The sequence below is a fragment of the Humiphilus diazotrophicus genome (assembly GCF_059726315.1).
In genome coordinates this window covers 445,513-458,346 of sequence record NZ_AP040871.1, presented here as the reverse complement: position 1 = coordinate 458,346, position 12,834 = coordinate 445,513, and the positions used below count along the sequence as shown (strand labels likewise).

Annotated in this window: 8 protein-coding genes; 1 reads left to right on the top strand and 7 read right to left on the bottom strand. The window is 50.4% G+C overall.

What is annotated here, in order from left to right:
- Window positions 1-47 precede the first annotated feature (47 nt).
- The 5 genes from AC6I7T_RS31905 to AC6I7T_RS31885 form a co-directional block, all read right to left on the bottom strand.
- On the bottom strand, window positions 48-3,311 hold the full coding sequence (locus AC6I7T_RS31905) for a TonB-dependent receptor (RefSeq protein ID WP_497795535.1): 3,264 nt from the start codon (window positions 3,309-3,311) through the stop codon (window positions 48-50).
- A 560-nt stretch (window positions 3,312-3,871) separates the two neighbouring features.
- Window positions 3,872-4,729 carry a hypothetical protein gene (locus tag AC6I7T_RS31900; RefSeq protein WP_497795533.1) on the bottom strand — a complete coding sequence of 286 codons (858 nt, stop codon included), beginning with the start codon at window positions 4,727-4,729 and terminating at the stop codon, window positions 3,872-3,874.
- Between the two features lie 222 nt (window positions 4,730-4,951).
- A complete protein-coding gene (locus AC6I7T_RS31895; protein ID WP_497795532.1) occupies window positions 4,952-6,499 on the bottom strand; it encodes a family 43 glycosylhydrolase in 1,548 nt (515 codons plus the stop codon).
- Between the two features lie 86 nt (window positions 6,500-6,585).
- Entirely contained in the window at window positions 6,586-9,195 is a 2,610-nt protein-coding gene (locus AC6I7T_RS31890; protein ID WP_497795530.1) for an ABC transporter permease, read from the bottom strand.
- Window positions 9,196-9,197: 2 nt separating this feature from the next.
- A complete protein-coding gene (locus tag AC6I7T_RS31885) occupies window positions 9,198-9,551 on the bottom strand; it encodes a PadR family transcriptional regulator (RefSeq protein WP_497795529.1) in 354 nt (117 codons plus the stop codon).
- 210 nt (window positions 9,552-9,761) lie between these two features.
- Here AC6I7T_RS31885 and AC6I7T_RS31880 point away from each other — a divergent pair, with 210 nt between their 5' ends.
- Complete coding sequence (locus AC6I7T_RS31880) at window positions 9,762-10,250, top strand: hypothetical protein (RefSeq protein WP_497795527.1); 489 nt, start codon at window positions 9,762-9,764, stop codon at window positions 10,248-10,250.
- Between the two features lie 102 nt (window positions 10,251-10,352).
- Here the strand turns inward: AC6I7T_RS31880 and AC6I7T_RS31875 are convergent, their stop codons facing one another.
- Together AC6I7T_RS31875 and AC6I7T_RS31870 are read right to left on the bottom strand one after the other, a co-directional pair.
- A complete protein-coding gene (locus tag AC6I7T_RS31875; protein WP_497795526.1) occupies window positions 10,353-11,120 on the bottom strand; it encodes a fused MFS/spermidine synthase in 768 nt (255 codons plus the stop codon).
- A gap of 40 nt (window positions 11,121-11,160) precedes the next feature.
- A complete protein-coding gene (locus AC6I7T_RS31870; protein WP_497795525.1) occupies window positions 11,161-12,543 on the bottom strand; it encodes a metallophosphoesterase family protein in 1,383 nt (460 codons plus the stop codon).
- Window positions 12,544-12,834: the final 291 nt, after the last annotated feature.

Below are 12,834 nucleotides of genomic sequence, written 5' to 3'. Positions count from 1 at the left end.
AGAAAGAGTGGGAGCGGTATTGCCGCTCCCTACAGATCCGGGGGCACCTAAAACAATAGCTTCAGTGCAAACTGCATCTGGCGAGGTGTCATATTCGCCGCGGTAGACGAAATGACACCGAATGTTCCGGTGGTGAGTCCATTTCCAGGCTGACCGAAATTCGGTGTATTGGTGACGTTGAAGAACTCACTTCGGAATTGGAAGCGCCATCTTTCATTAATTGGAATGTTCTTGAGCAAGGACATGTTGAGTACGCGGGCCCTCGGGCCGTACACAGAGTCGCTCGCCGCACTTCCTGGAGTTCCCTTGATTTGTGTTGAAAAGGCAGACGTATCGAACCACTTCTTGATGCTCGGATTCGATAGTGCAGCTGACCGGGTCTGGTCCGGGCGATCACTCGTCACACCCGGCAGATTGATAGCGGCATTTGCGTCGACAACGGTAAACGGTATGCCTGTTTGCCAATAGCCCAGCAAAGCAACTTCCCATCCTCGTACAACCGTTCCAGTAATCCCCTGTAACGACTTGCCAAACGGGAGATCATAGATCAGTGAACCTGCAATACGATGCCGAACATCTACCGGTGAGTTACCGTAGTCGTACATGGGATCGTTTGTAATCAAAGCTGGTGAAGGATTTGTGTAGGTGCTCGCTGCCTGAACGCTGTTCGATAGTCCATGTGCCCAGGTGTAGTTCGCATTAAACGAAAGGCCACGCGAGACAGGTCTGAAGAACATTGCTTGAAATGCAAAGTAGTTCGAAATACCGCTGTTATCTATATATTGGATGCTGGTGACGTTAGGTAGCTGTGAGGCGTAGACATATTTTGGCGTCGGATTTCCAGCTCCGGGAGGCAGCGGCAGATCCGCATTGCGCAAGTAGAGAGCCCGCCTTCCCTGTGTGCCCACTCCGCCCACGCTAAATGAGTTCGCACCAATTTGTCTCTGCACAAAGAAATTGTACTGGCGCACATAAGCATTCTTGAGATCCAGAGCTATGGAACTTACAGTTCCCACCGGATTCGCAGCATTTGACGAAGGTGTTGGAAGATTCGGGAATGTCGCGCCAAAGCAAGGGAAACACACGTAACTGAAAGGTGGGTTGACGTTCTCCAACTGCGTTTGCATGATCGGTGGATAGTAGCTGAAACCAAACCCTCCACGTACCACGGTCTTGCGATCAATATTTGCAGCAAAACCAACGCGGGGAGAAAAGTTCGTATAGTCCGTCTTTACGCCACCGCTGCTGCTGGTATCTTTTCCCGCAACCAAAACCTTCAGCTGCTGCATATTGAAATTCGCGAATTGGTTATGTGAGTCCGTGATAGGCGTATATGCTTCCCAGCGAACACCAAGGTTCAATGTCAACCATGATCTCGCATGCCAATCGTCCTGAGCGTAGATACTTGGCTCCCAAGAACGTAGCCCTTGATGGGCAAGATCGTTGCCCCGCTCCGCAAAGATCGGATTTCCCGATAGCAGGTTCGCAAGCGAATTGCTGTACACACCTGCAGGAGAAAAGACAAATCCTCCTTGCGGACTCCAGTTGTCCTGGAAATAGTTCAACTGCCTGCGGATGAGCGCTCCACCTATCTTGAGATTGTGATTTGATTTCGTATAGTTCACCGCACCGTTGTACTGGAAAGTATTATTTGCATCGAGAATGGGAATGAATATTCCATCTCCAATCGAGGTGTAATCTCCTGTGAGCATCCACATGTAGGGAAGTCCGATGCTGTCGGGAGTAACATATGAGTTCCCCATTCCCAGTTTGGCGGCCCAATCGACCCCATGGTTCAGGGGACGCGTCTGAATATTGATGCGCGTAAAACCAGCTTTGAGCTCGAGGACAAAATTCGGGTTGAAGATGTGGACGTAATTTGCCTGGACATTGGTGGCGGTGGTCTTCGAAGGACCAGCATAGGAAGTACCACTCGGATATACCGTGGAACCCGCCATCCGTACAGCCGGAAGAGGCCCAGGAATTAAGGTGTCTACCGGGTTATACCCAAACCGGACAAAAATTGAATCTCTATCACTAAAGCGATGGTCCACGCGATTATCGGTACTCGTTGAATACTGTGTCTTGTTCGGTTGTGATACATAATTGTTGACCCTGCCGGCTTTCGTCGGTGCTGGATACATTTTGAAATAGGCCAATCCTACCGGCGAAATCTGTCCTGCAGGCACAACAGGGCCACCAATATCACTGAAGTTGCCTGGATTCTGTTCTTCAAAGAGAGTAGGCACGGTACTTGTCCAGACCTGTCCCTGAATCAATCGATTTGCCTCAACGTCGGCAAAGAAGAATGTGTTGTTTTTGTCGATGGGACCTCCGATGCTTCCCCCAAAGACATTTTGGCGGTATTTAGCTTTTCGGAGCGCGGGGTTCGCAAAGAAATCATGCGCATCGAGCACATCATTGCGAAGATATTCATAAGCAGAGCCGTGGAATTCGTTCGTACCACCTTTCGTGATGATGTTGACAACCGCGCCTGCCGTGCGACCCAATTCAGCCGAGTAGTTATTAGTTAGAACGCGCACTTCTGCAATAGCATCCACCGAGGGATGAATTCCACTAAACCCTTGTTCCCGTTCATTATTGTCCAAACCGTCAACGAGGTTATCGTTGGAGAGATCCGATTGACCATTCGCGGCAAAGGTGAAGCCTGGACGACGATCGTCAGGCCGTGCTCCACCTGAAATCGCGCTGGGAGAACCCTGATTCACTCCAGCTGTTAACTGCACAGCGCCTTGGAGATTACGCCCGTTTAGGGGCAAATCCTGAACCGACTTCTCACCTACGACATCCTGGACTGTCGAGCTATCGGTTTGCAGAACCGGAAGTCCGTCAGCGGTAATTGTCACAGTCTCTGAGGCGGCTCCTGGGCTTAAGTGTGCATCGACTCGCATCCTATCGCCCGCCCCGATTTTGATTCCTCTTGCTTCGTAGGTTTTGAATGCCGTCTGCTCGACTCGAATCGTGTAGCTCCCTGGCGGCAAAAGTGTAAACACATAGTCACCAGTGCTCGTGGTACTCATGGATCTCTGTAACTGCGTCTCGGTATTGACGATGGTGACGGTGGCTCCCGGGATAACAGCACCATTTGGATCACTGACAGTTCCAACGATATCTGACGTTATGACCTGAGCCATTGCTTGAGGAATCGAAAACCCAGACACAACAAGCACGGTGAACAGTACCCACCTGAATTGGAGCCCTCTCCGAAACTGAACTCTTGTCTTTCCGCAAGAGTATCTCAACCATGGCCGTCCAAGATGCTCTTCGACAACCATCATCACATTTGACATGTTGCTCTCTCCTTCTGTCACTCGATGCAGGCCTCGGAAACAACCTGATTTGGTCTATGCTTTGCAACCGGATCCGGGAAACAGATTCTGCAGAATGGCTCAGGTTTATCAGTCGTTCGATTGAGCGGTGTCCAGCAAGGCAAACGCAGAGCAATCTGCAGTCCTGAGTGCGGGCGCAACATTAGTTGGTAGACAAATAGCTTGTCAAGAATTTATTGCTATGCTGCATAGATATGCAAAATGAAGCATGTATATGCAGGCGTGTGAATTTATATGCCAGAATAAAGCCCGTACTTCGACGAGCTATTTTGAGTATCTACGTAGGGAGATGAAGCCAAGAACCGATATCCTCACGGTGATTGCGAGTTTTCATAGATCAATGCAATATAAACGATCCAAAGACTACGAGAACTTTATCGGTTGCTGATACATATGAGGAGAAGAACGAATATTGGAGAGATATCTGAAGCAATCTTGCTTACCGCAGATGGCAGACGGGAAATGGCTAGAAATACAAAGATGCAAAAATGCAGAGAATTGACCTTATAGCGCGTAGGTTGTCATAAGCCCTGCTGGTCATACCAGTGGAGCACCCGCAATGCACGAAGCGTGTTCCATCGACTGGGTTCGCCGAGCGATTCGCCAAATGGAAGGGAGAGAGCCTCGGTATGTGTGTCATCGAGAACCCATCGCCCATCGGGCTGTCGTTTGTTTTTAACGACGCGCAGAGCATCCTCCATACGCCCGTCAAGTTGATGGCCAGCATTCCTGAAGTAGTCGAGGGCACGAAGAATGTCGTAGTGGTAACGAGGAGGAAATGCGAATTTCAAGAATGATGAATTTGCGACTTCACCGGTCGATAATCTCCGAAAGAGCGCTCGTTCAAGCAAATATTCTTCGCCTCGCCGCCTAGCCATCGCGATCTCCGGCACGGGACCTACTGCATGTTCGTATTCAAGTAGCCCCTCCAGTACACAGATCGTCGTATGAAACGATGATCGCCTGCTCTGTGGAGCTTCGCAGTTCCAGCCACCATCTTCAAGTTGCTCACCGAGAAGACGACGTGCGAGACTCTCCGTCGGACGCCCGAAGTAGGCACCAAGCGCGAGGGTACCTCCATTAATACAAGGCTCCACCTCTCCTTCGAAGAACGGCTTCTCCCCAAACTCCTTGTCCCAGCGAAACCCTTTTTCAAGACGAAGGATCGCCAATTCGACTGCGGACTCGGTACGATCCGCACCAGTTGCACGCAGAAGAAGCAGTGTATAAAGGGTTGGAAGCCACACGGGAGCATCAGACCGATGCCACGAACCATCGGCTTCTTGACTATCAAGAATCTGAGCAGCGATTCCTTCGCGAGGAACGCGAGCGCGCTCCTCCGAGATCTCGGACATGGAGACATCTGTCAGATCTCGCATTGCCTGCCATCTTACTGCCGGATCAGAATCGAGCAACCAAGCAACGGTATCCACGCCAAGATATTACTCAATAAACAGCTACCCTTTCACCTGAATATCGTTGGGTACTTACTTCGCGTGAATCGGCTGATACATTTTGCTCTGAATGGAAAGGCTGAAATCCGTAGATACTCTGCAGATCCTCATCGGCCACTCTATTCTAAAGTCATCGCCTGCCTGGACTTAGCTACCTGCATTTAGTTCCGGCACCTTCACTTCAGGCCAATAACGGAAATTGCGTAGCATCGTTTTGCCGGAACCGCAGGCATAGAGAGCAGGTCGCACATCGAGAAAACCGCCAAGTACATTGTGATTCATTCCCGATATCTCAGCGGACTCCTGTGTTCGCCGCCATGGTTTTCCGGGGATGCGGAAATAAAAGTCCAATTCCTGACGATCATTCACAATACGCAAAGTGGCACGACTTGTTCCCTCCTCCTGGTATGAATGTGTTGAACCAGTCGCCAGTCGCGCACCAATACCTTTTAGGCCTAAAGAAAGACCGCTGGCATGTTCCGGATCATAGAAGAGCAGCAATCCGGACTCACATCCTCGTTCAACCTCAACGTCGACTTCCACTGTATAGGAGTGACCACCAACAGGAGTCGTAAGGACGGAAGCGCCAGCAAGAGACTTGCCTTGGGCCGCAAGTGTGAGAACCCCCTTCCCCACGGTAAACTGTTTTGGATCGAACTCGTGCCAGAAGGCCCATTGCAACCCGAGTTCGGGAGCGGTGAAGTCGTCCGAAGGATCGGGAAATGGTTGTTGTCCTCCGCCTCCAACGGGCAGGGAAATAGCCGAATCGGCGGTCACCCCTTCAGGCACACGGAACCACCCATCAGAGGTCCAGCTAATAGGTAATAACAAAAGCTGGCGGCCAAGAGTGCGGTAACCATTTTCATATGCGTGGACTGTCATGTACCACTTACCATCGGGGGTATCGACAAGGCGTCCGTGGCCGAGGCTCAGCCAGCGATCTTCGCGGGATTTGGTATGTGCAATCGGGTTGTAGGGAGAAAACTCCCATGGCCCATTCGCGTGGCGACTGCGAGCACTCACTACAGCGTGACTGGTGGCCGGTCCAGCGGTGCCTCCCTCAGCCACGGTCAAGTAGTAGTAGCCATTGCGCTGGAGCAGTTTTGGTCCTTCCAAGCAAGTACATTCCATCCGAATGGAAACCGGCACAGGCCAAGGTTGCAATACCGTACGCGGCGGAGTCTTGACGGCGAGTCCATCCGCAGTCAATTCTGCCATCTGACCTCCAGCCAGATAAAGGAAACGGCGGTCATTCTCAGCAATGTGCGCAGGATCAATGGCATTGATTCCAAGATCGACAGGTTCACTCCATGGGCCCATTAAACGATCGGCATGGACTACATGAATCTTGCCCGCTGCGGGAAAATAGATGTAATAGCGCCCTTGATGTTCACAGAGATAAGGAGCCCAAACGGTGCCGTAGTAACGATGAAGAGCGGCCGCAACAGGGCGCCAGTTGATCAGATCACGCGAATACCAGATCAACAGGCCCGGAGCGTAATCGAAGCTCGAATGGGTCAGATAGAAATCATCACCGACTCGAAGTGGACTGCCATCGGGATGATCGCCACCCATGACAGGATTACGGTATGTGCCCGCATCCGCCTGAGCAAAAGCCAGTGAAGTGCGAGAACCAAAAGCCAAAGTTGCAGAGGCAAACGAAACATTCCGGACAAATGAACGCCGTGTGATCATAGCGGAGCAAGTCTATCTTTGCTCTCCCGCATAAGTAAAGCGATTTTCAAAGAACAAACTCCTGCAGAGTACCTACGTCAAAAGCGTTACTCCGTGCGAAGAGCTTCTATTGGATTTACGGATGAAGCGTGGCGTGCCGGAAGATAACTGGCCAGGAGTGCTGCAATCCCGAGCGTAAGTGCAACAACTATCAGCGTAGGAACGTCCCAGGTACGTACACCGAAAAGAAGTTCACGTAGAAAACTGCCCGCAGCCAGAGCACATACCGTCCCGATTCCAATCCCCATCGCAGCCAGCCAGACAGCCTCTTGCAGCACCATTCGATGAACGGATTTACGCTGCGCGCCGAGAGCCATGCGCACACCAATCTCTCGCGTGCGGCGACCTACTGAATATGCGATTACTCCGTAAAGCCCTACAGAACTCAGAAGCAATGCCAACGTTGCAAACCCACCAACCAAGTAAGCCGTGGAACGGCGGAAGTAGACACTGGTGGATTCATTGATTCGTTGAATCATTCCCACTTCCTGGTCAACACCGACATTCTCATTGAGTTGATGAATTGCAGCCGTAAGAGCAGACAGTATCAGGCGTTCGTCCTGAGAAGTACGTACGATTAAAGAAAAGCCAGAGCTGCCGTCCTGGTAGTAAGGATAGTAGGCCGCCGGTTGCTGTTCTTCATCGAGCGAAGCATCTTTAAAATCATCTATCACACCCACAATTTGCTTCATCGATGATGGACTTAGTGTTGAATCGCCTACCCGCTTCCCTATCGGGTCCTCGCCTGGGAAATACTTTCGCGCAAAAGAACGGTTGACGATCATTACTTTAGACCTTGAAGCATCATCTGCATCATTGAAGATGCGTCCTGCAAGGAGCCTCACACGAAGTACATTGAAGAACTCGGAACTTACATTGCGGGCGTTGGTTGTAATATGACTCCCATCATATGGCTTTCCTACTATCCGCATCCAGTCTGTGTTGCAGTTGCAGCTTACCGGCAAGACACTGGTAACAGCTGCACCTTGTACTCCCGGCAGGCTCTTGACCCTATCCAGCAGGCGATGAATAAAAGCGATCTGCTCCGCTTCTTTTGGGAACTCCATATCCGGAAGTCGGACGCGCAAAGTTGCCAAATGATCGGCCTGGAATCCCACATCCACATGTAAAAGCCGGTAGAGACTCTTACCCAACAAACCTGCTCCGGTTAAAAGCACCATCGTAGTGGCCAGCTCAAATACAACTAAACGTTCACCTACCCTGCGCCAGAATGTTCCTGCCGAGGTGCGGCCTCCCTCTGCAAGACCATCACGCAGTTCGGATATAGAGAGATGCAGAATAGGCACGATAGAGAACAATAGAGCTACGAGCAGCGTCAGTCCGCCGGTGAAGGCCAACACATGTGTATTGATCCCCAGGTCCTGGAAAAAAGGCAGATTGGCCATCAGTTCTTTCGAAATGCAATGATGCAAAACTTGCATCACACCTTCCGCAATTACCAGCCCGGTCAGACTTCCGCAGCCTACGAGTACTATTCCCTCCGTCGCGAACTGATATGCGATCCGCGCACGTGGAGCACCCAAGGCGCCCCTCACGGCAATCTCGCGTTTGCGCCCCTCGGAGCGCACTACCAGCAAACTTGAGACGTTTATGCAAGCAATCAGCAGCAGGAGTCCTGCACCGCTTAGTAATAAAAGCAAAATAGGCCGAATGTCCCCGACAATTTGTTCTGAAAGGGACACCACACTTGCACCCCGGCCTCTGTTGGTATTCGGATATTGCATTTCCAGCTGCCTAGCAATCGACTGCATATCGGCCGCAGCCTTCTGAAGCGAAACTCCTTCTTTTAGCCGTCCAACAGCATAGAAATAATGACAGTCTCGCAATTTGTCGCAATCATTGTCGGGCCGAAGTGAAGTCCAGAAAACGGCTCCGTGGGCAGGAGCGAAGTCGAATCCCTTGGGCAAAACACCGATAACCGTATAGGGAAGTCCACTCAGTTGAACAGATTGCCCAATCACATCTCTTCTTCCGTCAAACCGCTGTTGCCAGATTCCATAGCTAAGCATCACCACATGCGGGCTGCCCGATATCTCTTCCTGCGGACGAAAACCCCGTCCCAAGACCGGCGCCACGCCAAGAGTCTGAAAGAACCCTGAGGTGACACGCTCTCCTTGAAAGGGTTCTGCACCTGCGGGGGTATGCAACAAAGGGTTCCATCCGGCAAAAGCATCAAATGAGGAAAGAACGGTGTTCATCCTCTTCCAATCGACATAATCGAGATACGAAAGATTGGCATGAGAAACCGAAATATCTCGTTCCGACACGTGGACCAACTGCTGCGGACGAACATAAGGTAATGGTCTGATTAGAGCTGCATCGACGAAAGAGAAGATGGCAACACTAGCACCAATGCCGAGAGCAAGTACAAGAATCGATGTGAGGGAAAATCCTGGATTTTTTCTAAGCTGTCGAACGGCAAACTTCACATCCCGGATCAGATTTTCACACCAGACGGCTCTATTCCGTAGATAGAACCGTTCGCGCACTACGCTGACATTGCCAAACGCAAGCCTTGCCTTCCGATATGCATCTTCATCGCTCAATCCTTCGCTCTTCAGCTCCTCGGCCTCCAATTCCAGATGAGCTCTGATCTCTTCCTCAAAATCATCGGTGCTGCGCTTACGCTTAAACATAGTCAAGCCTCCTCGCTGCCCAAAATCAATCCCATGGCCCTCGTCAAACGCTGCCATTCGTTGGCCTTAGCCGTAAGCTGCTCTTTGCCCTTTGGCGTTAATGCGTAGAACCGTGCCTTACGGTTGTTCTCGCTTACTCCCCATTTAGCAGTGATCCATTTTTTATCTTCAAGGCGCTGTAGAGCCAGATACAACGATCCGTGGTCAACAAAGAAGACCTCTTCTGATTGGCGCTGTATTGTGCGAGCTATTCCCTGACCATGACAAGGTCCGAGCATAAGAATTTTGAGAATCAGCAGATCCAAAGTGCCTTGTAGCAAGGCAATATGATCGTCGGTATTTTTTCCTGTAGGCATCCGACCCAAAGTGTTGCAAGTTTCGGGTCGGATGTCAACCCATAAAACTCATTACGAGAATTACAGCTGAAACGGCAAATTGGCTGCCCCTGCAAAAATTCCTCCTAGAGCTTTCAGAGAGAGACTACGGACGGATTTGACGCCTTTTCAGGTAGCGGCCTGTACGACCTATGCCGCGTTCCTAAATTTTGTCCGGAGGTCGCTGGTCTAATGTCTCAGAAGCGCTTACTTCTCTTGTTCTTCTTCCCTTGCCTGTTTGTAGTAGCCTCCCCTGTCTTGCTTGCACAGGAAAGCTTTCGCATGATCTGCCGGGGAGGACCGGGAATGTCCGTAAGAATTTCTCCGACCGATGTCCATAACACAGCCCAGAAGCTTGGACTATTTTTCAACAAATCGAACAAGGCAGCGGGACAGATGGGAAAATCACTTCCACCTGGAACATGTGCATGGATAGATCGATCACTGAATGGGCAGGAACCGGACATCGTCGCTCAAAATATCCGACAAGGTTATGTCTATCATGTTCAAGTCGATAATCAAGGCCATGTACTAAAGTTCACGCCTGAGAACAACATTTATGCCTGGGTCAACGACGTACGTAATCCAAGCAAATTATGGACTTTTTACGCGTACAACACCAATCAGGGTGAATTGCGAGCCACGAACTCCTATCGAGGCACAGGAGTACCTATCGATTAGAGCAAACCAGCATTAGTGTGTCCTACCCGAATACGATAATGTTCAGGTTTTCTTTACGGAAAACCTGAACAAAAGGGCTTACGGATAGGCATTCCAACCGTATTAGCTAACCGGTTTCATGGCTTTCGCCAATCCGTGCTTTTTCTCGAACTTCTTGAGCTTCAATTGAAATGAATCTGACGATTCGTTTTTAGGCCAGAGTAGCTTCCCCTTACAGGCGAACACAACTTTATTGCCATTTCCGTCGGGTAACACCAGGATCTGCCCCTCGAATCTCCTGCGAATACGATTGAGAATCTTCCGACTCTCCTTTCCACAGAGATTCACTACCATGAGCCCCAATTCGTTCAGAGACTGATAGCAGTTGTCGTAAAAGCTCTGGGAGCACAACTCCTCCGGCAGGCTATCAACACCGAAAACATCCACCAACAAAACATCGAATTCAGAGGACTTTCTCGCTACGAACTTTGTGCCATCCTCGCAGAGAATGTGGAATCTGTGATCATCAGGTGGAATACGGAATGCATCGCGTACGGCAATCACGTGAGGATTGATTTCAATTACCGTAAGCTTTGCCTTTGTGTGATGACGATAACACCATTTGGCAAGCGACCCGCCGCCCAAACCGATCAGAGCAATGTTTCTCGGCTCAGGCTTGAACAGCTCAAAGGACATCATGATGCGAGTGTACGCAAGTGCCAGAAAATCCGGGTCCTCGATAAGCATCTGAGTTTGGACATAATCGGACTCGAAATGTAGCGTCAGGACTCCAGCCTTTTCGGAGACAACCGGAACAGGCAGCGAGGAGGCGGTGTTGGGAATAATATCTTCGACTTCGGAAATCACTGAACGCTTGGCAGTTGGGCTCATACGTATTTCTCATTTTATCGGCTACTAAGCCCGCCTGCCATTACGATCTCTTTTCAGGACTCATCGTCCGCACCCGATTTGCTTTCAGATCTACGATGAACTCCTCAAATGGCGTCTTCTTCTGAGTATTTGGATCCACCTGGAAAGCCCTCGCCGTGATTAACTCTCCACTAACCTCTACCAGCATGTATCCATATCCTTTGAATGAGCTTACATAGGTGTGGTCTCCGGTTTTCTCGCCAGTTGCCGGCTTTACGGCTTGATCGTTGATGCCTCCGGTTCCCACCACGACATAAGGAATATCCATTTGCTTGCCCGCCATATTTACCTCGCGTGTGTAGCGCTGGTAACTATGCGCGTGACCCGACAAATACATATCGGGCATCACTCCCGCTTGCTTGCATACCTCATCTATGTCATGCAGCATATCGGTGCTGGGTGAATGTCCACCTGCGGTAAACGGTGGATGATGTGTTGCCATTATCAGGGCTTTATGTTCACCGTTTGCACGTTTCCTGGAGATCTCTTTCAGTGTTGTCAGTAGCCATTCCTTCTGTGCATTACCAGGTATGTCCCCAGAGATAAACCCTGGATTTTCTGCAGAGTTCGAATACAGAGCTACAATCTGGACAAACGGAGCATCCAGCAGGTAGTACACACCCGGTTGATTCATTGTTTCCCGGTAAATCGTACCTGCCACAGCGGGGACCTGCTGTTCGGCTGCACAGAAATTGGAAAGGAAAGCCCGCAACGAAACCGGATCGGTCGGCGGGATCACCTCGCCGTCGTGATTACCCGCAATCGCAATAATCTTGCCGGGATAGTGCACATATGGCTCATAAAATTCTCTTTTATATTCGGCATCTTTATTAGTGCCATAAATTACATCTCCTAAATGGAAGAAAAAAGCTGGAGACTTGGCCGGCTGTGAAATGTCGAAATCTGCTTCCATCGCTCCCGCTACCACACCTTGCGGCGTGTCGGCACCACGACCTGTATCGCCTACCGTATGGAACAAAATTGAACCCGCCGCCTGGATTTCATCTACTCCCCTTTGCCCAATAATCTCTTGGAGGAGGAACAATGGCTCGCGATTCGGTAAAGGGATTGCCTCAAGCTTGCCTTTGACATGATCGATCAATGTCTTCCCTATACCGGGGACTGAAGCGCGCTCTGACTTCGGAACCGGGGTGAAGAATGGATGTGCCCACCGATGCGGCTGTTTTGATCCGACGTCGCCTTTTGCTACCTGCTGTTGATCGACAGGCAGATTTTGAGCTGTAGTCTTGTCTTCCTTTGTCGAGGACTTTCCGGCTACCTCCGTAGCTTCCGGCGGGAGCTTTTTCGAATTCACACTCTTCTTAAGAGTTGTCTTCTTGCCAGGCCTTGACTCATCCATCGCTTTTACATCCTTTCCTGACAATCTATGGCCTCCATAAGGCGTTGTCGTATGAAAAGAACGTAAAGGATGTATGTAAACCTTCATGTCAGATACTGCGGGAGGGGCGTCCATACGACAGCCGGACTGGAGCCCGATGGTATGTTGACGGCATTCGATATAAAGCAGCCGTTATCTCAACGACAGGCTCGTAGCCAACCAGACTTCAGCTACCCGTTTTACCAGCCGGGATGATGGCGCGACATGCAGCACCTATTGCAACAGAGGAGATCTGAAAATAGCATCCTGACAGGAAAGACTCGAAAGAAAAACAAA

Excerpts from the sequence above, each read along its gene's own strand:
- AC6I7T_RS31890 (WP_497795530.1), bottom strand. The coding sequence starts at position 9,195 with ATGTTTAAGCGTAAGCGCAGCACCGATGATTTTGAGGAAGAGATCAGA.
- AC6I7T_RS31900 (WP_497795533.1), bottom strand. The coding sequence starts at position 4,729 with ATGCGAGATCTGACAGATGTCTCCATGTCCGAGATCTCGGAGGAGCGC.
- AC6I7T_RS31885 (WP_497795529.1), bottom strand. The coding sequence starts at position 9,551 with ATGCCTACAGGAAAAAATACCGACGATCATATTGCCTTGCTACAAGGC.
- AC6I7T_RS31905 (WP_497795535.1), bottom strand. The coding sequence starts at position 3,311 with ATGTCAAATGTGATGATGGTTGTCGAAGAGCATCTTGGACGGCCATGG.
- AC6I7T_RS31895 (WP_497795532.1), bottom strand. The coding sequence starts at position 6,499 with ATGATCACACGGCGTTCATTTGTCCGGAATGTTTCGTTTGCCTCTGCA.
- AC6I7T_RS31875 (WP_497795526.1), bottom strand. The coding sequence starts at position 11,120 with ATGAGCCCAACTGCCAAGCGTTCAGTGATTTCCGAAGTCGAAGATATT.
- AC6I7T_RS31880 (WP_497795527.1), top strand. The coding sequence starts at position 9,762 with ATGTCTCAGAAGCGCTTACTTCTCTTGTTCTTCTTCCCTTGCCTGTTT.